We start from the raw sequence: 22,150 nt of genomic DNA, 5'->3' as shown, positions 1-22,150 counted from the left end.
GCGACACACCGCGGCCGTCCGCCGGATCCGGCCGGTATCCTCGGCGCGTGCCCCCTACCGTGTCACCGGCCATCGACTTCGCTGTGGACCGGTCCTCTCCCGTACCGCTCTACTACCAGCTCGCGCTGCAACTGGAGAGCGCCATCGAGCACGGCGGGCTCCAGCCCGGCAGTCTGCTCGGCAACGAGATCGAACTGGCCGGCCGGCTCGGCCTGTCCAGGCCCACCGTCCGGCAGGCGATCCAGTCGCTGGTCGACAAGGGGCTGTTGGTCCGTCGGCGCGGCGTCGGCACCCAGGTCGTCCACAGCAAGGTCAAGCGCCCACTCGAACTGAGCAGTCTGTACGACGACTTGCTCGCCACCGGCCAGAGCCCGGCGACCCGGGTGATCCGCAACGAACCCGTTTCCGCCTCCGCGGATGTCGCCTCCGCGCTCGGTGTCGCCGAGGGCGCCCCCGTCACCTTTGTCGAACGGCTGCGCTCCACCCACGGCGAGCCGATCGCCTGGCTGCGCAACTATCTGCCGCCGGGGCCAATGGAGTTGGGCGATGCCGAGCTGGAGGCGACCGGCCTCTACCGTCTGATGCGGGCCGCCGGAATCACCCTCCACAGCGCTCTCCAGAGCGTCGGCGCCCGTGCCGCCACCGTCGAGGAGGGCGCGTACCTCGCCGAACCGGAGGGCGCCGCGCTGCTGACGATGCAGCGCACGACATACGACGAGACGGGCCGCGCCGTCGAATACGGCAGCCATGTCTACCGGGCCTCGCGCTACGCCTTCGAGTTCCAGCTGATGGTACGCCCCTGACCTGTTCGTCCTCGTGCGGGGAGGCAGGACAGGTCAGGGGCGGTGTCCCTAGCGGGCCGGGGCCAGCGCCGGGAGGGAGCCCATCGGTTCGTACGGGCGGGCCAGACCGGTGGGGCGGCGGCTCGCGGGAAGGCATTCCTGGAGGGCTGCGAGGAGCCGCTGCACATCCTCCTGCGGGCGGACCACCAGCCGGACGAACTGGCTGCTGCTGCCGAGCTTGTTGCCGCACTCACGGATGAACACGCCGTACTGGGTGAGCAGTCGGTCGCGCAGGGCGGCGCCGTCGACCCCGTCCGGCAGCTTGACCAGCAGGAAGTTGCCCTGGGAGAGGAAGACGATCAGATCGGGCACGCCCGCGAGCGCCTGGGACATGCCGGCGCGGTCACGGGAGAGCAACTGCAGGCTCTGCTGATACTCGATCCCGTACTCCTTGATCATGAAGACGACGCTCTCGGCGAAGGAGTTGAGGTTCCACTTGGGCAGCGCCCTGCGGACCTTCGCGGCGAGCGCGGGGTTGGCCACGAGATAGCCGAAGCGGATGCCGTGCAGGCCGAAGTTCTTGCCGAGGCTCTTCAGCACGATCACATTCGACCGGATGGCCGCCTCGTCGGCGACGGACGGGGAGCGCTCGGCGTCCACGAAGTCGATGAACGACTCGTCGACCACGACCAGATCGAGGTCGGACAGCTCGTCGAGCAGCCACAGCACCTGATGGCGGCGGAGATAACCGCCGTCCGGGTTGTTGGGGTTGCAGATGACGGCGACCCGGGACCCCCGCTGCCGGATGAAGCGGACGTACTCCCGGGGGTCGAGTGTGAAGTCCTGGTCCTCCTGGAGCGGGTACATGTCCACACGCTTGCCGGTCTCCAGCGGCTGGTCGGTCCAGCGCCCGAAGGTGGGGATCGGGATCGCCAGGCTCTCGCGTACCAGCAGATGGTCGATCCAGGTGATCAGCTCGGTGGAGCCGTTGCCCATGGCCACGGTCTGCGGATTGAGACCGAGCACGGCGCACAGCTCGGCGGTGACGGTGTCGGCGTCGCTCGGGTAGTACTTCAGGATGGACTCCAGGGAGCCCCGCATGCGGTCGAACATCTCAGGAGTCGGGAAGTACGGGTTGCACGGTATGCAGAAGTCGACGCGCTCACGCGGGGGTTCGGCCCTGCCGTAGGTCAGCTGACGCCCCGTCGGCTCGACGGCCGCCGCCGGTTCGGGCGGTGACAGACGGGACAGCATGGCCCAGGACGGACTGTGCGCGGCGGTGTGCAGAAGGCCCGTTTCGGCGGACTGGGGCATGGCGGAGGTCTCCTTCTACGGTCGGAACTCGGGGGCGGGGCGCACGGTGATCAACGTGCGCGCCGCCGGCGCAGCAGGAACACACCGACACCCGCGAGGATCGCGGCGCCCCCCGCGGCCACCGGCATGAACTCGGCCTGTGACCCGACGGGTACGGGATCGGCCTGCCGAATGGCGGACGAGGAGTCCGACGGGGGGACGGACGGAACGGGGAGCCCGGGGGCGGACCGTGCGGCGGTGTTCTCGGGGTACGGGGTGGCGGGGGCGGCCACGGCCGCCGGGGCGGACGTGGCGTCGGTCTTCGAGGGGCCGGGGAGCGTGATGACCGGCTGGGGTGCGGAGGGGAGGGGCTGCTCGGGAGCCTGCTGACCGGGCTGCCCCGCCTGGCCCGGCTGGTCGGCCCCCCTGTCCTCGCCGGTGCCGGATTCCTGGCCCTGGCCGGGGAGGACCACATCGGAGCAGGAGTAATAGGTGTCCGGGGTGCTGGTGTTGCGCCACACCGTATAGAGCACATGGCGGCCGGTCCGGTCGGCGGGGAGCGTACCGGAGATCCGGTAGGCGCCGTTCTCCAGCCGCGGGTCCGTGGCGGTCGCGAACGGCTGCGCGTCCAGATCGTCCCAGCGCAGGGGCGCGGCCGGATCGTAACCCTGCCGGGTGAGATAGAGGAGGAACGTCCCCTCGTGGGGGATGGTCGACCGGTAGGTCAGGGTGAACGCGGTCCCGGCCTCCAGGGTGGTGGCGGGCCAGTCGGCGCGGGGGAGATCCAGGCCCTTATACGCGTCGAGGCCCGCGCTGCACAACTGCCCGTCCGGAACGGCCTGCCGGTCCTGGCCGTTGACGTTCGGGATACGCATGTTGTCCCACGCGTCGAACGCCCTGCCGTCATTGGCGGTGACGGCGGCCCGGCAGGCTTCCGTAGCGGCCGCCCGCCCGCCCTCCGGACCGCAGGCGGCGACGCGGCTGACGGGATCCGTCGGCGCGCCGTGCGCGTGGGCGGGCCCCGCGGAGAGGGGCATCAGGGCCGTCACGCCCACGAGCAGCAGGGGGACAGCACCTGTGCGAGCGGCGCCTGCGGCAGTGCGGTGGCGGAACATCCGTGACAGACCTCCTCGGTGGGCCCGGGAATGCCGGACCCAGCAGCCTGCCGTGTATTACGGCCCTTGCCCGCCCGGCGTTCAGACGGATGCCCGCGATCTTCGCAGGTTTCGCGCGGAGGTCCGTTCGTACCCCGCGGTACGTCTCTCAGCCGAGCAGCGCCGCCACCGCCACCAGGACCGGCACCGACGCCAGGGTGGACAGCAGGATCGACTCCCGGGCCAGCCGCTCGCCGACCCGGTAGCGCGAGGCGTACGTGAAGAGGTTCTGGGCGGCGGGCAGCGCCGAGGTGACCACGACATCGAGCAGCGCCGCGCCGTGCAGTCCGAAGGCCCCGGTCCCCAGCGCCCAGGCCACGGCGGGCATCCCCACCGCCTTGAGCGCGGCCGACAGCAGCACGGGAAGCCGGTCGGGGCCCCGGCCGGGCAGGGCGCTGCCCCGCAGCGATATGCCGAAGGCCAGCAGCACGGCGGGCACCGACATGTTGCCGATCAGCACGAGCGGATCCAGCACCGGCCCCGGCACCGTCCACCCGGTGGCCGCCACCGCGACCCCCAGCAGCGAACTGGCCGCGACCGGATTGCGCAGCGGTGTGGTCAGCCGCTGCCACAGCGGGCGCTTCTCGCCGGAGCCCGACAGATCGAGCACCGTCAGGGCGATGGGCGTGACCACCAGCTGCTGGAACAGCAGTACGGGAGCCACCAGCGAGGCGTCCCCGAGGACGTACACCGCGATCGGGATACCGAGGTTCCCGGCGTTGACGTAGCTGGAGCACAGCGCTCCGACGGTGGTACGCCCCACATCCCAGCGGCGTACCAGGGCGACCGCCACGAACGCCCCGGCGGCGGCCGCCGTGCTGATGGCGGTGATCAGCAGTCGGCTGGAGAGGACCACCGACAGATCCGCCCGCGCCAGCGTCGTGAACAGCAGCGCGGGTGTGGCCACATGGAAGGCGAGCTTGGTGAGCACCTCACGTCCGTTGTCGCCGAGATACCGGCGTCGCCCGATCGCATAGCCGACCCCGATGACCACCGCGATGACGGCGAACCCGGTCAGGACGCCACGCATGGCACGCCCCGGTCGACTGCGTGTACGGTCCCGGCGGGCCCGGATATCCCTGGGGGTTCGGAGGGCTCGGGTGACAGGTGGATCATGCAGCCACTTTCCCGGGGAGCGGCCCGCCCGGTCAACGTGGTCCCGCCCGGCACCTCGCCCCCGGGCGCGGCGATTGCCTCATCTCACGCGACCGGTGCGCATACCGGCGGTGTGCGAGGGCATAAGGGGATCCGAGAAGGGGTCCACCGACCGCTCTCACCGGTGCGTGGGCAGGAGCTATGAACGAACAGACCATCATCGGTACGGCCTGCGCGGCCCTCGCGGAGTCCGTACGACCGCTGCGCCGGGCAGGCCAGTTCATCGGCGGACCGGGCTGCATCGCCGAGGCCCGGCAGCTGGCCGTACGGTTCCTCCAGCGGCTGGAGGCCGAGTGGTTCGCCGCCCTCGGCGACCGGACGACCGGCGATCTGCTGCTCGTCGTGAGCGAGCTGGTCACCAACGCCGAACGGCACAGCCACGGCCCGTATCTGCTGGAGCTGGAGGGCACGGACCGGCAGGTGACCGTGACGGTGTACGACAGCAGCTCCACCCTGCCGTGCCGTTACGAGCGGGACCCCGGACGGCTCGGTGGCCACGGCATCGAGATCGTCCACGCCCTCGCGGACCGGCTCACCGCGCAACGGGTCCCGGTGGGCAAGCGGGTGCAGGCGGTGTTCGACCTGGAGCACCGGGGGACGCCGTCCTGAGGGCCACCGCCCCCGGACCTCGACCCCCGGTGTGGACCCGGCGGACCTGGACCCCGTGCGGTCCTGAAACCGTTCCTTCCGGTCGTGGGGAAGCGGCCCCGTGCCCCCCCTTGTAACGGGTGCCGCGTCGGCTCTACGATGCGTGACAGCGTGCTGAAACGTTTCAAGGGGCGGCGGGTGTGCGCGGCCGGACCGGCGGGCCCTGCTCCCGATGTCCTGCGGTCACTTTCGTCGCCGTACGGAGGAAGGTTCAATCCATCGGATGTCTGATGATTCGTCACATCCACCCGGAGGCTTCCGCACGCCGCCGCGCGCGACCTATGCTCCGCCCATGCGTGCTGCCCTGTTCGTCACCTGTGTCAACGACGCCGTGTATCCGTCCACGGGGATCGCGACCGTACGTCTGCTGAACCGCCTCGGTATCGAGGTGGACTTCCCCGAGTCCCAGACCTGCTGCGGTCAGCCGCAGTTCAACACCGGCTACCGGCGCGCGGCCGAGCCGCTGGTCCGGCGGACGACACGGGCCTTCGAGGAGTACGAGTACGTGGTCACCCCCTCCGGATCCTGCGCCGCGATGGTCCGCCACCACTATCCGAAGATCGGCGACAAGGCCGCCGCCTCCCTCGCCGCGCGCACCTACGAACTGACGGAGTTCCTGGTCGACGTGGTGGGCGTGACGGATGTCGGCGCGTACTTCCCGCACACCGTCACCTACCATCCGTCGTGCCACGGGCTGCGGATGCTCGGCCTGGGGGAGCGGCCGAGAAAGCTGCTGGAGGCGGTGCGCGGACTGGAGCTGCGCGAGCTGCCCGGCGCCGACGAGTGTTGTGGGTTCGGTGGCACCTTCGCCCTCAAGAACTCCGATGTTTCGGCGGCGATGGGCCAGGACAAGGTCCACAACGCGGTCTCCACCGGCGCGCGGGTGCTGTGCGGCGCAGACAACTCCTGCCTGATGCACATCGGCGGCATCGTAGGCCGCGAGGGCGCCGCGCTGCGCACCGTACATCTCGCGGAGATCCTGGCGTCGACCGAAGAGGAGCCCTGGTCATGAGCGGTACGTATCTGGGGATGCCCGCGTTCCCGGTGGCGGCGAAGGAGGCCGTCGGCAACGAGACGCTGCGCGGCAATCTGCGGCACGCCACCCACACCATTCGCGACAAACGCGCCAAGGCCGTGGCCGAGCTGGCCGACTGGAGCCTGCTGCGGGAGGCAGGCAAGCAGATCAAGGACCACACCCTGCGCCATCTCGACCGCTATCTCGTCCAGTTGGAGGAGTCGGTCACGGCGGCGGGCGGCGTGGTCCACTGGGCCGCCGACGCCGCCGAGGCCAACCGCATCGTGGCCGACCTGGTGAAGGCCACGGGCGAGCGTGAGGTCGTCAAGGTCAAGTCGATGGCCACCCAGGAGATCGGCCTCAACGAGGCACTCCTCGAAGAGGGCATCCACGCCTATGAGACCGACCTGGCCGAACTCATCGTGCAGCTCGGCGACGACCGGCCCTCGCACATCCTCGTCCCGGCGATCCACCGCAACCGGGGCGAGATCCGCGACATCTTCCGCGACCGGATGGGCGACTGGGGCCGCGCCGCCCCCGACGGGCTCTCCGACACCCCCCGCGAACTCGCCGAGGCCGCGCGGCTGCATCTGCGCGAGAAGTTCCTGCGCGCCAAGGTCGGTGTCTCCGGCGCCAACTTCATGGTCGCCGAGACCGGGACCCTCGTAGTCTTCGAATCCGAGGGCAACGGACGGATGTGTCTGACCCTGCCGGAGACCCTGATCTCCGTGGTGGGCATCGAGAAGGTGGTGCCGACCTGGCGTGACCTGGAGGTCTTCCTCCAGACCCTGCCGCGCTCCTCGACGGCCGAGCGGATGAACCCGTACACCAGCATGTGGACCGGCACCCATGACACCGACGGCCCGGAGAACTTCCATCTGGTGCTGCTGGACAACGGCCGCACCGACACCCTGGCCGACGAGGTCGGACGGCAGGCGCTGCGCTGTATCCGCTGCTCGGCCTGTCTCAACGTCTGCCCGGTGTACGAGAGGGCCGGCGGTCACGCCTACGGATCGGTCTACCCGGGCCCGATCGGTGCGATCCTCAGCCCTCAACTCCGGGGCATCCGGAGCGAGATCGATGCCTCGCTGCCGTACGCCTCCTCGCTCTGCGGCGCCTGCTACGAGGTCTGCCCGGTCGCCATCGACATCCCCGAGGTCCTGGTCCATCTGCGGGAACGCGTCGCCGACCAGGGCGGCAAGGGGCACCGGCTGGAGAAGGCGGCGATGAAGGCGGCGGGCTGGGTCCTCGACCACCCACGCGTCCTGGCCGCCGGTGAACGGGCCGCGTCGAAGACCCGCGGGCTCCACCCGACGAGACCGCCGGGCGCGGGGGCCTGGACGGACAGCCGCGACCTGCCGGAACTGCCGCCCGAGTCCTTCCGCGACTGGTGGAAGAAGAACCACACGGATAAACCCCCGGGCAACGACCGTAAGGACAGCGCGACATGAATACGGAGACGACCACCGGGGCCACTGCTGGGGGGAGTTCACGGGAGCGGATCCTCGCCCGTATCCGTACCGCCGTCGAAGGCGCCCCCGACGTACCGGAAGCCGCGCGCGACTACCTCGCCACCCACACCCCCGACGACCGGGTCGTCGACCTGCTCGCCGAGAACCTCGCCGACTACCGCGCGCTCGTCCACCGGACGGATACCGGCCAACTGCCCGCGCTGATCGCCCGGTTGCTGGCGTCGCGTGGCGCCCGTACGGTCCTGCTGCCGCCGCTCCTCCCGGAGCGCTGGCTCTCCGCCGTGGACACGGGGATCACCCGGATCGAGGACGCTCCCGGGACCACCGCGCGGGAGCTCGACGAAGTCGACAGTGTGGTCACCGGCTGCGCCCTGGCCATCGCCGAGACCGGCACCCTGATCCTCGACGCCGCCCCCGACCAGGGACGACGCCGGATCACCCTCGTCCCCGACCACCACATCTGCGTCGTACGCGTCCCGGACCAGGTCGTCGGATCCGTACCGCAGGCCATGCCGAGGATCGATCCCACCCGCCCGCTGACCTGGATCTCGGGGCCGTCCGCCACGAGCGACATCGAACTCGACCGGGTGGAGGGCGTGCACGGCCCCCGCGTCCTGGAGGTCATTCTGCTCGCGGAGTGAGGAGCGGCGTGCGCCCCGGGGACGGAGGCCGATCAGGCCGATCGGGCCGTCAGCCGGGGCGCCTCGGCCGCCGCGTCCACCCGCTCGCCCGCCGCCACCCGCTCCGCCAGTTCACGGGCCCACACCACGATCCCCGCCACATCGATACCGTGCGGTGTCCGGTACGCGGCGATCCCACCCGCACCACGCAGCAGCAGCCGCGCGCCGCCCGCCGTATTGCCCCGGGCGGAGTGTGTGAGCCCGACCGCCAGTTGGGCCATCCCCCGCCACAGCGCCCGCTCGTCGTCGGGCCCCGACTTCCAGGCGTCCTCGAACACCTCGTGCGCGTGGAACGGCATCCCCGCGTCCAGCAGCCGCTGCGCCTCCCGCAGCGTCTCCCCGGCCGTCCGCACCACCCCCTCCGGCTGCCGCTCCACCCCCTCGGCCCCGTACGGCAACGGCCGCCCCAGTCCGTCCCTCGGCCGCGCGTTGCGCGCCCGTCCCTCGCTGTCGCGGTCCCGCCGGTTCTCCGTCATCCCCCGATTCTCCGCCCGGCCGGGCGGACGCGGGCGCAGGACAGGGGGCGCAGGACAGGGGCGCGACGGGGTGCGACAGGGGTGCGTCCTCCCACTGCGCGGAGTGAGGTAATGTTCTCTTGCGTGGCCAGCCGGGAAACCGGAAGCCGGGCACCGGGACGTGGCGCAGCTTGGTAGCGCACTTGACTGGGGGTCAAGGGGTCGCAGGTTCAAATCCTGTCGTCCCGACTTGCTTTTCGCAGGTCGCAGGCGGTATCGGAGAAATTCGATACCGCCTTTCGGTTTCTCCGGGGACCAGCGGGGTACCGGCCGGGGGTGTCCGGGGCTTGCCGGGTGGTCAGTTCCACTCGGGGAGCGGGAACAGCCGGAAGTCGTCGTCCTCGGGGACCGGTCCCGTCGATTTCCGGACGACGAGGTCCACCGACATGTCGAGCCGTACGGGAGCCAGCGACGGGTCGTCACTGACGGCGCTCAGGACCCGGACGCTTTCGGCGGCCATGTCCTCGAACGGCTGGCGTACGGTGGTCAGCGCGGGGGACGCCGATCTCGCGGCGTCGACATCGTCGAAGCCGACCACCGAGATGTCCTCCGGGACCCGTAACCCGCGCTCGGCGCACGCCTCGATCACGCCCAGGGCCTGAAGGTCGTTTCCGGCCACGAAAGCGGTCGGGGACCGGCAGCTGTCCAGAAGGGCGTGGGCGGCGCGCCGGGCCGGCTCGGCCTGGAAACGTACGGAACGGATCAAGGCGCGGTCCGGGCGGATGTTCGCCTCCCGCAGCGCCGAAAGGTAGCCCCCGAAGCGCGCGCGGCAGCAGACCAGGTCCAGCGGTCCGGTGATGAGCGCGATCCGCCGGTGGCCGAGAGCGGTGAGGTGCTGGGCCGCCAGCGTCCCGCCGCGCCACTGGGTGGCCCCGACGGCGTTCATCCCGGCGGGCGCGTCGCCGATGGTGTCGAGAATGACCGTGGGCAGCCGGGACTCGGCCAGTCGCCGCTGGACGTCGGGCGGCACGGACAGGACACACACGGCGCCGGCCGGCCGGTGGGCGAGCAGCCGCTTCGGCCAGTCGGGGTCGCCGTCGGCGTGGCTGACGGTGAGCGGCCGGCCGGCCGCGCGGAGCACGGCGGAGAACCCGCGCAGGAGCGGTGCGTTGATGGCGCTGCCCACACTGCCGAACACCACCGCCACCGGTCCGTGGCGCGGTGTGCGGCGGTGCCACTGGTAGCCGGTCGCGGCGACGGCGGCCATGACCCGTTGCCGCAGCTCGGCGGAGACCCCCGGACGGCCGTTGAGCACCTTGGAGACGGCGCTCTGCGATACGTTGGCGAGCTGGGCCACCGTGGTCATCCGTACTGTCGTCCGTACAGTCGTCCGTCCGTTCATCGCGGTCTCCTCCAGAGGGTCATACAGGGGCCGGGGGCTTCCCCTCGACGGTCGTCGGCGGTGCGGTGCTGTCCCGGATCATGAGCGAGGTCGCCAGCTCGATCCGCCGCCCCAGCGACGAACCGGGCAGGGCCCGCTCCTGGGCGATGAGCCGTACGCCTTCCGCCGCCATCTCCGCCAGGGGCTGGCGGATCGTGGTCAGCGGCGGGGCGAGCATCGTGCAGATCGTGGTGTCGTCGAAGCCGACGACGGAGAGATCCTCGGGGATGCGCAGCCCCCGCGCGCGGGCCATCTGGTAGACCCCGGCGGCCTGCCCGTCGGAACCCGCGAAGACGGCGGTGGGCGGGTCGGGGAGGTCGAGCAGCGCGGCGCCGTGCGCGACCCCGCCGGTGAGGAGGAAGTCCCCGTAACGGGTGAGCGTGGGGTCGGGGGCGAGCGAGAACTCGCGGTGTGCGGCGAGATAGCCCTCGTGCCGCTCGCGGGTGCACTGGATCTCGGCGGGCCCGCCGATGAACCCGACGCGCCGGTGCCCGAGTTCGAGGAGATGGCGGGTGGCGGCGGCTCCGCCCGACCAGTTGGTGGCGCCCACGGTCGGAATGGTGGGTTGGCTGGCCCCTACCGGGTCGAGCAGGATGAGCGGGGCCGCCAGCTCGGCCAGCGCGGCGATCTCGTCGTGGCGGGCGCGGGAGAGCACCAGGATCACACCGTCCGTCGGACGCGCCCGGCGCACGGCGATCCATTCGCGGATGCTGAAGCGCGGATGGCTGGTGGTGGTGAGCGCGAGTGTGTACCCGAGGCCGAACGCGGTTGTCTGCACTCCGGATATGAGTTCCCCCGCCCAGGGTGTGGTGATCCTGTCGATGAGGATGTCGAGGATGCCGTCCCGTGGCTGCTGTCGTCCCTTGCGCGACACATAACCGGTCTCCTTCGCCGCCCGTGTGACACGGTCGCGGGTCTCCTCGGAGATATCCGGTCTGTCGGCGAGGACCCGTGACACCGTGGAGATCGAGACTCCCGCCGCCTTGGCCACCGCCGCCATCGTTGCCCGACCGGTCATGCCGGCTCCCTCTCGTAGAGCGCTACGACGGTACGGCTGTACCGCTCATTCCCGCAACAGTCGGTGGAATATTCCGCCAACTCCTCATGCAAACAACGTGTCATCGGCGAGTTCGCCACCGTTTCCTTGACACCTGTTTTTACCCGCACCTAGCGTCCGGGCCATGAATCTCCCGCAACTCTTGCGGTCGGTTGCGGAGATCCACGTGCCGGGAATCGCGGGATGGCCCGCCGAACGCGGGAAGCGAGGGGAAGTGATTCGTGTCCGCCCTCAATGACGAAGTGGTCGGCGTCGGTCGCGGCCGGGCCGCCGCCGTCCTCGATCGGATCGCCGATCCGATCGCCGGGATGACGCCGGAGGAACGCGTCCCGGAGTGGCCGCGCCCTGTCGCGCGTCCGCCGGCTCCACCGGTCGCGTTCGCGCGGGTACCCGTGCACCACGTCGACGGGACGGAGAGCCGTACCAGTACGGCCACGGTCTCCGTCCCGTCGGCGGCCGTCGCTCCACGGAGCGGGGGGACGGCCCGTTACTCAGTCGCGCGGGACGTCGCCCACTGCATCTCCCACTGCGCAGCCCGTCACACCACCCGCCACGTTGCCCACCGCATTGCCCACCGCATCGCCCACCATGTCGCGCAGCCAGGAGAGTTGCTCGCGTACATGCACCGCGTCGCCCCCCTCGTGTCCGTTGAAGGGGTAGGCGCGTATCCGCCGGCGCGGTGTGTTCCCGGTCAGTTCGCCGTAGCGGTTGAAGGCGGAGTAGACACCGCTGGGCGGGCAGACCGTGTCGCGCAGCCCCACACCGAAGTGTGCCGGGGCGTGGGCACGACGGGCGAAGGAAGCGCCCTCCATGTACGAGAGGGTGCGCAGCGCGGCCTCCGCGGCATCGCGGCGCACCGCGAGATAGGCGGCGATCTCGTCGTACGGTCCGGCTCCCGCGAGGTCCAGCGCGCGGTGGATGCCGCACAGCAGCGGAGCGCTCACCAGCACCGCGGCGAGGTCCGGGACCAGTCCGGCGACCGCCAGCGCGAGGCCCCCGCCCTGGCTGTTGCCGACGGCGGCCACCCGGGTGCCGTCCACCCCGGGCAGCGCGCGTACGGCGGCGACCGCGCGCACCGCGTCCGTGATCAGACGGCGGTAGTGGTAATCGTGCGGTGTGTGCAGTCCGTGGGTGGCGGGGCCGGGGCCGCCGGGCGAGGAGGGGTGCGGGTCCGGGGTGTCGCCACCGCATCCGTACTGGCCGCCCTGGCCCCTGTTGTCCATGAGCAGGTGCGCGAACCCGGCGGCGGCCCAGGTGATCCGTTCGTGCGGGAGCCCGCGCCCGCGCCCGTACCCCGCGTACTCGACGACGGCGGGCAGGGGGTGCGGCACCCCGGTGGGGCGTGTGTACCAGGCGCGTACCGGTTCACCGGCGAATCCGCGGAAGGTCACGTCCCAGGTCTCGACCAGCCGGAGGCCGGTGTCCACGGGGTACGCCGACACCACGGGGTCGCTCCCCTCGGCCTCCTTCAGGGTGTTCTGCCAGAAGGCGTCGAAGTCGGTGGGCTCGGCCAGCTCGGGACGGTATCGCTGCAACGCGTCATGGGGCAGATCGAAGGCGGGCACAGCACCTCGCAAGGCGGTCGGGGACGGCGGGACAGCCGTCCGGCCGTTTTGTCGCCCGGTCGGATGTCCGGTCGAAATTTCCCGTAGGACGGTAACAGTCACGGGAGTTGACGCTCCATGGATGCCCCGCGGATGGTCCGTGGACGCCTCGCGGACGCCGTACGTCCGGGCCGATGGGCGCGCCCGGACCGTACCCCCGCACCACCATCCCCTGCCGGAGGGCCCGTCGGGCCCGGCGAGAGCCGAGGCCGAGACCGAGACCGAGGAGACCCCTGAGGAGATCCGCCATCTGTCCGTCGTACCGGTCGCCACCCACACCACGGAGGCCCGAGCATGAGCACCTCCACCGCCCTGGACCCACCGGACGGAACCCAGGACCCGCCGCACAGTCCCGGGCCGCCCACGGCCGGTTCCCCCGCCCCGCCGCGCCGTCCTCCACCGCCGTCCGCGCGCCGCACCTGGCGCCAGGCGCTGCGCCGCGACTGGCAGTTGTACTCGCTCGCGGTGCTGCCACTGCTGTTCTTCCTGGTCTTCCGCTATCTGCCGATGATCGGCAACGTGATCGCCTTCCGCCGCTTCCAGCCGGGCGGTTCGATCCTGGGCGAGGAGTGGGCGGGCCTGCGCTATGTGCGGATGTTCCTCGGCGACCCCACCTTCTGGCAGGTCTTCACCAACACACTGTGGCTGGGCACACTCACACTCGTGTTCTGCTTCCCGATCCCGGTCGTGCTGGCGCTGCTGCTCAACGAGGTGCGTACGCGCGCGCTGAAGCGGTTCGTACAGTCGGTGTCGTACCTCCCGCACTTCCTCTCCGTTGTGATCGTCGCGGGCATCACCATGCAGATCCTCGCCACGGACGGACCCGTCAACCACGCGCTGCGGACGCTCGGCCGGATACCGGTCCCGTTCCTCCAGGAGCCGGAGTGGTTCCGTACGATCTACATCGGCTCGGAGATCTGGCAGACCGCGGGCTGGGGCACCATCCTCTACCTCGCCGCGCTCACCACCATCGACGACGAGCTGTACGAGGCGGCCCGTATCGACGGGGCCAACCGCTGGCAGCAGACCTGGCACATCACCCTGCCGGGCATCCGCCCCACCATGATCACACTGCTGATCCTCAACATCGGCACGTTCATGGCGGTGGGCTTCGAGAAGATCATGCTGATCTACAACCCACTGACCTACCCCACCGCGGACGTCATCTCCACGTATCTGTACCGCGCCGGTGTGGAGTCCAACAGCTTCAGCTACGCAGCCGCGATCGGCCTGTTCGAGGCGGTCGTCGGCCTGGTGCTGATCTTCTCCGCGAACCTTCTCTCACGTCGCACAGTGGGGACGAGCCTGTGGTGACCCTGTCCAGCGGCCCTCGGCACACTCCGCGCCCGCGCGCCTCGGTGCACGAGCCCTCCCGGGGCTACCGCCTCTTCCAGGCCGTGAACGGGCTGGTACTGACCGGGGTCGTGATCGTGACCCTCTACCCCTTCGTGAACATCATCGCCCGCTCCCTCAGCGCCGAGGACCGGATCCGGGCCGGTGAGGTGAACCTGCTGCCCGAGGGCTTCAACCTGACCACGTACCGCCTCGTCATCGCGGACGGCATGTTCTGGCGGAACTACGGCAACACCGTGCTCTATACGGTGGTCGCCACTGTCATCGCGATGGTGCTCACCACCTGTTACGCGTACGTCCTGTCGAAACCGCGGCTGAAGGGGCGCGGCGCGCTGATCGGCATCGCCGTCTTCACCATGTTCTTCTCCGGCGGCCTGATTCCGAACTACGTCCTCATCACCAGCCTCGGCATGAAGAACACACTGTGGGCGCTGGTGATCCCGAACGCGATCAGTGTCTTCAACCTGCTGGTGATGAAGGCATTCTTCGAGAACCTGCCGTCCGAACTCGAAGAGGCCGCGCAGATCGACGGTCTGAGTACGTACGGAATTCTGTTCCGGATCGTCCTGCCCCTCTCCAAAGCGGTGATCGCGACGATGGTGCTCTTCTACTCGGTCTCCTTCTGGAATTCGTGGTTCGGCGCCTTTCTCTATATGGACAGGGCCGAGCTGATGCCGGTCACGGTCTATCTCCGCAACATGATCGCGGGCGCGACCGGCGGGGGAAACCTCGGCGCCGAGACGGAGCAGCTCGCCCAGGTGGGGGCGAACATCCAGTCCGTCACGATCCTGCTCACCGCCCTCCCCATCCTGGCCGTCTACCCGTTCGTCCAGCGCTATTTCGTCTCCGGTGTCACGCTCGGCGCGGTCAAGGGCTGACGCGACAAGCGGCCGGCCCGGCACATCCGACTACGGAACAAAGGAGTATCCGTGAAGAACTCCGGACAGCTTTCGCGGCGCGCGCTGCTCGCCGCCGCCGGTTTCGCCGGCCTCACCGTTCTTGTCGGCTGCGGCAGTGGCGAGGAGGAAGCCGATGCGAAGGACCTCTCCGGGAAACAGGCCGGAGCGATGAAGAAGTACGGTGTGGGCGACCAGTTCAAGGCCACCGAACCGTTCTCGATCAGCATCCTGCACAACAACATGCCGACCTATCCGCTCAAGGACGACTGGCTCTTCTGGGAGGAGCTGACCGCGCGCACGGGCGTCACACTGAAGCCGACCGCCGTACCGTACAGCGACTACGAGAAGAAGAGAGGACTGCTCATCGGGGCGGGGGACGCGCCCTTCCTCATCCCCAAGACCTATCCGGGCGCGGAGACCGCGTTCGTCTCCTCGGGGGCCATCCTCCCGGTCAGCGAGTACGTCCATCTGATGCCGAACTTCCGGGACAAGGTCAGGAAGTGGGGACTGGCGGGCGACCTGGACTCCATCCGGCAGTCCGACGGCAGGTACTACCTCCTGCCGGGCCTGCACGAGAGGCCGAGGCCCGTCTACTCGCTCGCCCTGCGCACCGACGTACTGGAGAAGGCCGGGCTCGCTCTGCCGACCACCTGGGACGAGGTCCACACGGTGCTGAAGGGCCTCAAGGAGGCCCACCCCGGCACGTATCCCTTCTCGGACCGCTGGAACCAGCCCGAGCCGGGCGGCGCGCTGCTCAACTTCCTCGCCCCGGCCTACGGCACCAAGGGCGGCTGGGGCTACCAGAACGCCACGTGGGACGCCTCGGCGCGGAAGTTCGTCTTCACCGGCGCCATGGACGAGTACCGGCAGATGCTCGCCTACCTGAACACACTGGTGTCCGAGGGCCTGGTGGATCCGGAGAGCTTCACCCAGTCGGACGACCAGGCCAAACAGAAGCTCCTCAGCGGCAAGTCCTTTGTGATCAGCGGTAATTCGCAGGTCCTGGCGGACGAGTACCGCAACAACCTGGCGAAGCAGATCAAGGGCTCGTCCATCGCGATGATCCCGGTGCCGATCGGCCCGGCCGGCGCCATGGTGGTGGGCAGCCGTCTGGAGAACGGCATGCTGATCTCCAGCAAGGCGCTGAAGAGCGACACCTTCGTCGCGATGATGCAGTTCGTGGACTGGCTGTGGTATTCGGACGCCGGGCAGGAATTCGCCAAGTGGGGTGTCAAGAACGTCACTTACACCACATCCGGAGCCGGCCGGTACACACCCGTCGACGGCGTCAAGATCCTGGGTCTGAACCCGGGGGCGAAGAAGGACCTCCAGAAGGACTACGGATTCTCCAACGGTGTCTTCTCCTACGGCGGCAACTGGTCCCTGGTCTCGTCCTCCTTCACGGCGGACGAGAAGGCGTTCCAGGACTCCATGGCCCGCCGCGAGCCGTCCCCCGTCGACCCCGCCCACCCGCTCCGGGCCATGGAGCAGGAGCAGGTCACGCTCTGGGAGACCCCGCTGAAGGACCACGTCAAGCAGAACACCCTCCGGTTCGCCCTCGGCAGGCGCCCGCTGTCCGAATGGGACGACTACGTCAGCGAGCTGAAGGCCAAGAACATGGAGCAGTTCATCGACATGACCAACAAGGCGTACGAACGCTTCGCGAAGGAGAAGGGCTGACGATGAGCGCCCCGGGAGCGGCCCGCCGCCACACCTTCGGTACGGGAACGCTCTCCCGCGCCACCGCCCTGGTCCACACACTGCTGATCGTCGAACTGCTGCTGCTCGCGGCCGCCGCGCCGGGCTTCGTCGCACTGCTGTTCCTGGCCCGCTCCCCGTCCAACCTGCCGCTCGCCGCGATCTGCCTGCTGCCGCTCGGCCCCGCCCTGTCCGCCGCGCTGTACGCGCTCCACCGCCGCAGCCGGGACCTCACGGAGCTGCGCCCGGCCCGTGCGTACGCCCACGGCTGGCGGCTGAACGCCGTACCGGCGCTCAAGCTGTGGGCGCCGCTGCTCGGCTGGTTCTCGGTCATCGGTTTCTCACTCGCCCACTTCCCCGCCGCGGGCCTTCCCCGTTGGTGGGCCTGGCTGCTGGCGCTCACCGCACTGGTGTCGGCGCTGTGGGGAACGTACGCACTCGTGCTCGCCTCGCTCTTCGCGTTCCGCACCGCAGACACCGCGCGCCTGGCCGCGTACCTCCTGCTCCGGCATGGCGGGGCCACCCTCGGCACCGCCTCCCTGCTCGCCCTCGCCGGTGGTCTCGCCGCGCTCTTCACCGAGGCCCTGCCCACGCTGCTCGCCGCCCCTCTGCTGCTCTGTCTGCTGCACACGACCCGCCCGGTGACCGCCGAGGCCCAGGAGGACTTCACCGTATGACCACCACTCCCAGGACACCGGCGAGGCGTTCACACGGGGCGGGTGCGCGTGCGGGGTCCGCGTCCTGAGGCTGGAGCAGCGCCGGACGAGACGCGCTCAGTGGATACGGCGCCCGCGCGCGTCCGGCACCCCGGACTTCCGGAAGAAGTACGTGTTGATGTGGTCGCGCCACTCGCGGGCGTCGCGCACCTGCTCCTCGTAGCGCTCCGCCACCCGCGCGTGGCGGGCCGGAGCCACCAGGCCGGTGAGTCCGGCCCACACCGCGCGGGCCTTCTCGGCCTCTTCCACACCGTCGAAGTGTGTGTCGTAGATGTGCTGGATCACCGTGTCGCCGCTGTGCAGCACATGCCCGTACGGCACATGGTGGAAGAAGAGCAGCAGCTCGTCCGGGCAGGTGTCCGCCGACTCGTACACCTCGGCCCACGGCTTCGCGTACTGCCCGGCGAACCCGGTGCCGGTCGCCCGGCTGCGGTCGACACCGACCCCGTCCCGGTCGGCGAAGTGGTACGTGCCCCACGGGCTGTACTCGTAGCCGTCCGCACTCGGCCCGTAGTGATGCCCCGGCCGCACCATGAAACCCACGCCCAGCGGCGCCGTGTACTTCTCGTACGTCCGCCAGGAGCCGCCCAGGACCGCGCGCAGCCCATCGCGCAGCCGAGCGGGATCGGCGCTCTCCCCGGGTACGAAGGTCAGCTCGGCCCACTCGTCCAGGATGGCGCGCGGGTCCGCGTCGGGCCGCCACGCCAGTCGGCCGACCGCGTACAGGTTGGCCTGCGCCAGCGGATGCCCGGTCCAGAACGGGTCGTCACCGGCGTTCGACACCGCCACCAGGCCGCCGCCGCGCACCAGTTCCCCGATGCTCGGCCGCCCCTCGCCCCCGGGCCGGAACCGCAGTGTCCCGCTCCACATCGGACCGAGCCAGCACACGTGCCGCTGTTGTCCCGTGTACTCCTGGGTGGCCTGGAACTCCACCGCGAGACGGGTGTTCGGCATCGCGCCGAGCACCGGGGAGACGGGCTCGCGCGGCTGGAAGTCCAGCGGCCCGTGCTTGACCTGGAGCACCGCGTTCGGCGCGAACTCGCCGTCCAGCGGCGCGAAATGGTCGTACGCCGCGCGCGCCCGGTCCGTCGACCGGTCCCGCCAGTCCTGCCGGTGGTCGTAGACGAAGGCCCGCCAGTGCACCGTCCCGCCGTACGGAGCGAGCGCCCCGGCCAGCATATTGGCGCCGTCCGTGTGGCTGCGGCCGTACGTGAACGGGCCGGGCCGGCCCTCCGAGTCGGCCTTCACCACGTACCCGCCGAAGTCGGGTATCGCCGCGTACACCCGGCCGGTCGTCTCCGCCCACCAGTCGGACACCGCCGTGTGGAGCGGGTCGGCGGTGGGCAGGCCGCCCAGCACGACGGGGGAGGCGAAGGAGACGGACAGATGCGTCCGGATCCCGTACGGCCGTAGTGTGTCCGCGATCGCGGCCACCTCGCCGACGCGGTCGGTCAGCAGGTGTGCCTCGGCGGTGTGTACGTTCACGTTGTTCACGGCGACCGCGTTGACACCGCACGCGGCCAGCAGTCTGCCGTACGAACGCACCCGCGCCAGCTCGTCCCGCGAGCCCCGGGCCAGACCGTCCCGCCAGAACAGCGAGCCGCCCGCGTACCCCCGCTCCACCTGGCCCATCACCGGATGCACGGCCACGTTGTCCCAGTGGTCCAGCATCCGCAGCGCCAGCGCGGGCCGGTGTGTCTCGCGCGCCCGTACGCCCCGGAAGGCCGCCTCGCCGAGCCGCACCAGCTGGAACAGCCCGTACAGCAGCCCGGCCTGCCCGGCGGCCGTCACCCGGGTGACACCGCCGGCCCGTACCAGCACGAACCCCTCGCTCCCGAGCGTGTCCCGGTCGCCGCCCTCCGCCGGCGCCAGCACCAGGTCGTACGGCCCGCCCGACACCGACGCGCCCCTGACGACCCGGCCGCCGAACCGCGCGCAGGCGTCCGCCACTTCTCCGTACACCGTGTCCACCAGCGGACCCTCGCCCAAGATCAGCGTGCGGCGGGAACCGAGGGGGCGGAAGACCTCGGGCGGCAGCCACGCCGGGTCCACACCGCCCGGCGACGCGGGACCGGATACGGGCTCGGATACGGACGCTGTCACGGGGCCCCCTGATCGGTGCGGATCGAGCCGGCCGGATCCGCTGGGCGCGGGCGGGCGGCCCAAGTATGCCGTGGGAGGGGCAGATTGGGGAGAGGGCCGGACCACCGGGCCGGCCGCGAAGCCGCGCGGGGCTGGGTACGTACGGCAGTGGGCACAGCGGTGTGGCCCCCTTCCCGGCGGGCGGGAAGGGGGCCACACGTACAGCGGGAGATTACAGCGCGGCAGCGGCGCTGTGCAGGTTCTTCGCGGCCAGGGCGAGACCCTCGGTCTGCGAGTAGGACGCGTCCTCGTGCTCGATGTTCACGGCCATGTTCGGGTCGATCTCGGCGAGGGCGCGCAGGAACTCGGTCCAGTAGGGGACGTCGTTGCCGATGCCCACGGCGACGAACTTCCACGCCGGGTTCTCGGGCCAGGAGTTGCACCAGAAGCCGTAGCCGGTGGGCACCTTGCCGGTGGCGTCGGCGGGCACGCGGGTGAACGACGTGTCCAGTACGCCACGGATGTCGGCGCCGGGGCAGAGCGTCGCGTCCTTCGCGGCGGCGTGGAACACCAGCGGGCCCAGCCACTTGATGGAGGCCACGATGTCCATGCCCTGCCACATCAGGTGGGACGGGTCCATCTCGGCGCCGATGTTGGTCGTGCCGGCCTCGTCGACGAGACGCTTCAGTGTGACCGGCGAGAACACCACGTTGTGCGGGTGCATCTCGATGGCGACCCGGACGTCGTTCTCCCGGGCCAGCGCGTCGATCTCCTTCCAGAACTCGACGGCCACACCCCACTGGTAGTCCAGGACGTCCATGTAGACGCCGTCCCACGGATTGACCACCCAGGAGGGGTACTTGGCGTCGGGGTCGGAGCCCGGGGTGCCGGACATGGTGACCACGTGCTTCACACCGAGCAGGCCCGCGAGCCGGATGGTGCGGCGCAGGTCGTCGGCGTGCTTCGGGCCGACACCCGGGAGCGGGTTGAGCGGGTTGCCGTTGCAGTTGAGCCCGGTCAGCTCCATGCCGCGGTCGGCGAAGGTCGCCAGGTACTCGTCGCGCGCGGTCGCGGAGGACAGCAGCAGGTCGACCGGGCAGTGCGGCGAGGGGATGAAACCACCGGTGTTGACCTCGACGGAGGTCAGGTTGTTGGCCTTGAGGATGTCGAGGGCCTCGGTGAGCGGACGGTCGTGCAGACAGGCGGTGTAGGCGCCGAGCTTGAGGGCCATGGCGTGTGCTCCTTCGGTACGAAGTGGGGGGTCAGACGGCGGGCGGAACGTCGACGAGGTCGCCGCCGTTGCGGGAGGACTCGACGATGGCCTGGATGATCTCCATGGTCCGCAGCGCGTCCGCGAAGGTGGCGCAGGCCGGCAGCGGGTCGGCGTGCCCCGCGACCTGGTCGAGGAAGGCACGGGCCTGGTAGGTGAAGTTGTCGGCGTTGCTGGCACCCACGCCCGGCGCCTCCATCGGGACCCCGCCCGCGAAGTACGGCATCTGCGGGCCGGCGATGATCTGGCGCGCACCCTGCGTACGGGCCTCGGGCTGGGCGTCGTCGAAGAGGTACTCGGCGGGCCGGTGCTGGTCGAACGCGGCCCGGCCGCCAAGGCCCAGGACGTCGAAGGCGAGCCCGTTGGGCAGGCCGAAGGCGGTGCGCGACACCGAGAAGGTGCCCACGAGACCGGACTCGAAGCGGGCGGTGAAGGTCGCGGTGTCCTCGTTCTCGACCTCGCCGAACTCGTCGGAGACGGGCGCGGCGTTGTGACCGACGACCGCGCCCAGCGGCAGCGGCCGCTTGGGGATCTGCGTCGACAGCGAGGCGCCGGAGACCGAGACGATGGAACCGGCGACGTACTCGGCGGCGTCGATGACGTGCGAGCCGATGTCACCGAGCGCGCCGGAACCGAGGCCGCCCTTGAAGCGCCAGCTCAGCGGGCCCTTCGGGTCGGTCGCGTAGTCGCACCAGTACCGGCCGCTGAACAGCGAGAGGTCGCCCAGCTCACCGCGCTGGACATGCTGGCGGATCGCGGAGATTCCGGGGGCGCGGCGGAAGGTGTATCCGACGGCGGTCACCACATCGGCGGTACGCTCCAGCTCGGCCATCGCGCGGGCGTCTTCCATCGAGCCGGCCAGCGGCTTCTCGCACAGCACGTGCTTGCCCGCGGCGACCAGCGCCTCCGCGATCGGGCGGTGCAGCGAGTTGCCGACGACGATGCTGACGGCGTCGATGGTCGGGTCCTCGGCGACGGCCTCCCAGCTCGGGAGCGCCTTCTCGTACCCGTAGCGGCGGGCCGCGTCCTCACCGAGTTCGATGTTGGCGTCGGCAATCGCGGCCAGGCGGACCGGCGGCAGGCCGGCGCCGAAGACCGTGTTGACGTTGCGGTAACCGGCCGCGTGGCTGCGGCCGGCCATGCCGGCTCCGATCACTGCGACGGAGAGGGGCTTGCCGGACGTGGTCATGGGGGTGCCTTTCGGAATGGAGGGGGGAAGTCGGCTGGGGGAGGGGCTCAGCTGGAGGTGGGGAACGAGAATCCGGCGTCCACCCGCTGTGTGCGGTGGGGCCAGCGGGTGGTGACGACTTTGGTGCGGGTGTAGAAGCGGATGCCTTCGGGGCCGTGGACGGGGCTGTCGCCGATGAGGGAGTCTT

At 70.4% G+C, this 22,150-nt stretch carries 19 protein-coding genes, 1 tRNA gene and 1 pseudogene; 11 read left to right on the top strand and 10 right to left on the bottom strand.

Annotation, left to right across the window (positions count from 1 at the left end):
• The first annotated feature begins 47 nt into the window (after positions 1-47).
• Entirely contained in the window at positions 48-803 is a 756-nt protein-coding gene (locus ACIP8W_RS29555; protein ID WP_402205403.1) for a GntR family transcriptional regulator, read from the top strand.
• Between the two features lie 93 nt (positions 804-896).
• On the opposite strand, the pseudogene ACIP8W_RS29550 reads toward ACIP8W_RS29555, so the two are convergent.
• The 3 genes and pseudogenes from ACIP8W_RS29550 to ACIP8W_RS29540 all read right to left on the bottom strand — a co-directional run.
• Positions 897-2,096: pseudogene (locus ACIP8W_RS29550) on the bottom strand (pyridoxal phosphate-dependent aminotransferase); the annotation flags it as partial.
• A gap of 50 nt (positions 2,097-2,146) precedes the next feature.
• Entirely contained in the window at positions 2,147-3,190 is a 1,044-nt protein-coding gene (locus tag ACIP8W_RS29545; protein ID WP_402205401.1) for a lytic polysaccharide monooxygenase, read from the bottom strand.
• Between the two features lie 148 nt (positions 3,191-3,338).
• Positions 3,339-4,259, bottom strand: coding sequence for an AEC family transporter (locus ACIP8W_RS29540; RefSeq protein ID WP_401953468.1), 921 nt, complete (start codon positions 4,257-4,259; stop codon positions 3,339-3,341).
• 266 nt (positions 4,260-4,525) lie between these two features.
• On the opposite strand from ACIP8W_RS29540, the gene ACIP8W_RS29535 reads away from it, so the two are divergent.
• The 4 genes from ACIP8W_RS29535 to ACIP8W_RS29520 all read left to right on the top strand — a co-directional run bounded on the left by ACIP8W_RS29535 (position 4,526) and on the right by ACIP8W_RS29520 (position 8,160).
• Positions 4,526-4,993, top strand: a complete 468-nt coding sequence (locus tag ACIP8W_RS29535) for an ATP-binding protein (protein ID WP_401953471.1) — start codon at positions 4,526-4,528, stop codon at positions 4,991-4,993.
• A gap of 331 nt (positions 4,994-5,324) precedes the next feature.
• Positions 5,325-6,044 (top strand): (Fe-S)-binding protein, encoded by a 720-nt coding sequence (locus tag ACIP8W_RS29530; RefSeq protein WP_402205399.1) that lies wholly within the window; start codon positions 5,325-5,327, stop codon positions 6,042-6,044.
• The gene (locus ACIP8W_RS29525; protein ID WP_401953476.1) at positions 6,041-7,498 is read left to right on the top strand and encodes a LutB/LldF family L-lactate oxidation iron-sulfur protein; all 1,458 of its coding nucleotides are present in this window, start codon (positions 6,041-6,043) and stop codon (positions 7,496-7,498) included. The genes ACIP8W_RS29530 and ACIP8W_RS29525 overlap by 4 nt, the downstream gene beginning before the upstream one ends.
• Positions 7,495-8,160, top strand: coding sequence for a lactate utilization protein C (locus tag ACIP8W_RS29520; RefSeq protein WP_401953479.1), 666 nt, complete (start codon positions 7,495-7,497; stop codon positions 8,158-8,160). The genes ACIP8W_RS29525 and ACIP8W_RS29520 overlap by 4 nt, the downstream gene beginning before the upstream one ends.
• 32 nt (positions 8,161-8,192) lie before the next feature.
• On the opposite strand, the gene ACIP8W_RS29515 is transcribed toward ACIP8W_RS29520, so the two are convergent.
• The gene (locus tag ACIP8W_RS29515) at positions 8,193-8,675 is read right to left on the bottom strand and encodes a DUF309 domain-containing protein (RefSeq protein WP_401953482.1); all 483 of its coding nucleotides are present in this window, start codon (positions 8,673-8,675) and stop codon (positions 8,193-8,195) included.
• Between the two features lie 154 nt (positions 8,676-8,829).
• Between ACIP8W_RS29515 and ACIP8W_RS29510 the strand changes: the two genes are divergently transcribed.
• Positions 8,830-8,903 (top strand) — tRNA-Pro (locus ACIP8W_RS29510).
• A gap of 109 nt (positions 8,904-9,012) precedes the next feature.
• On the opposite strand, the gene ACIP8W_RS29505 is transcribed toward ACIP8W_RS29510, so the two are convergent.
• The 3 genes from ACIP8W_RS29505 to ACIP8W_RS29495 all read right to left on the bottom strand — a co-directional run bounded on the left by ACIP8W_RS29505 (position 9,013) and on the right by ACIP8W_RS29495 (position 12,717).
• Complete coding sequence (locus tag ACIP8W_RS29505; RefSeq protein ID WP_401953484.1) at positions 9,013-10,056, bottom strand: LacI family DNA-binding transcriptional regulator; 1,044 nt, start codon at positions 10,054-10,056, stop codon at positions 9,013-9,015.
• Between the two features lie 19 nt (positions 10,057-10,075).
• Positions 10,076-11,113, bottom strand: coding sequence for a LacI family DNA-binding transcriptional regulator (locus tag ACIP8W_RS29500; protein WP_401953486.1), 1,038 nt, complete (start codon positions 11,111-11,113; stop codon positions 10,076-10,078).
• Between the two features lie 530 nt (positions 11,114-11,643).
• Positions 11,644-12,717, bottom strand: coding sequence for an acetylxylan esterase (locus ACIP8W_RS29495; RefSeq protein WP_402152770.1), 1,074 nt, complete (start codon positions 12,715-12,717; stop codon positions 11,644-11,646).
• 121 nt (positions 12,718-12,838) lie between these two features.
• Between ACIP8W_RS29495 and ACIP8W_RS29490 the strand changes: the two genes are divergently transcribed.
• Genes ACIP8W_RS29490 through ACIP8W_RS29470 form a run of 5 tightly spaced genes read left to right on the top strand, consistent with a single transcriptional unit; the run spans position 12,839 to position 17,383 of the window.
• Complete coding sequence (locus ACIP8W_RS29490; RefSeq protein WP_402205396.1) at positions 12,839-13,054, top strand: hypothetical protein; 216 nt, start codon at positions 12,839-12,841, stop codon at positions 13,052-13,054.
• Complete coding sequence (locus ACIP8W_RS29485; RefSeq protein ID WP_401953492.1) at positions 13,051-14,070, top strand: ABC transporter permease; 1,020 nt, start codon at positions 13,051-13,053, stop codon at positions 14,068-14,070. The genes ACIP8W_RS29490 and ACIP8W_RS29485 overlap by 4 nt, the downstream gene beginning before the upstream one ends.
• Before the next feature lie 44 nt (positions 14,071-14,114).
• Complete coding sequence (locus tag ACIP8W_RS29480) at positions 14,115-14,987, top strand: carbohydrate ABC transporter permease (protein ID WP_402152774.1); 873 nt, start codon at positions 14,115-14,117, stop codon at positions 14,985-14,987.
• A 51-nt stretch (positions 14,988-15,038) separates the two neighbouring features.
• Positions 15,039-16,688 (top strand): extracellular solute-binding protein, encoded by a 1,650-nt coding sequence (locus tag ACIP8W_RS29475; RefSeq protein ID WP_402205394.1) that lies wholly within the window; start codon positions 15,039-15,041, stop codon positions 16,686-16,688.
• Positions 16,689-16,690: 2 nt separating this feature from the next.
• On the top strand, positions 16,691-17,383 hold the full coding sequence (locus ACIP8W_RS29470) for a hypothetical protein (RefSeq protein ID WP_401953497.1): 693 nt from the start codon (positions 16,691-16,693) through the stop codon (positions 17,381-17,383).
• Between the two features lie 96 nt (positions 17,384-17,479).
• Here the strand turns inward: ACIP8W_RS29470 and ACIP8W_RS29465 are convergent, their stop codons facing one another.
• The 3 genes from ACIP8W_RS29465 to ACIP8W_RS29455 all read right to left on the bottom strand — a co-directional run bounded on the left by ACIP8W_RS29465 (position 17,480) and on the right by ACIP8W_RS29455 (position 21,963).
• Positions 17,480-19,525, bottom strand: a complete 2,046-nt coding sequence (locus ACIP8W_RS29465; RefSeq protein ID WP_401953500.1) for an alpha-glucuronidase — start codon at positions 19,523-19,525, stop codon at positions 17,480-17,482.
• A gap of 211 nt (positions 19,526-19,736) precedes the next feature.
• A complete protein-coding gene (locus ACIP8W_RS29460; protein ID WP_401953503.1) occupies positions 19,737-20,735 on the bottom strand; it encodes a sugar phosphate isomerase/epimerase family protein in 999 nt (332 codons plus the stop codon).
• Positions 20,736-20,766: 31 nt separating this feature from the next.
• A complete protein-coding gene (locus tag ACIP8W_RS29455; protein WP_402205391.1) occupies positions 20,767-21,963 on the bottom strand; it encodes a Gfo/Idh/MocA family protein in 1,197 nt (398 codons plus the stop codon).
• Positions 21,964-22,150: the final 187 nt, after the last annotated feature.

It is taken from the genome of Streptomyces sp. NPDC088554 (assembly GCF_044752945.1).
In the GTDB taxonomy this organism is placed as follows: Bacteria; Actinomycetota; Actinomycetes; order Streptomycetales; family Streptomycetaceae; genus Streptomyces.
The sequence above is the reverse complement of the archived record's forward strand: the minus strand, read 5'-3'. Positions and strand labels throughout refer to the sequence as shown.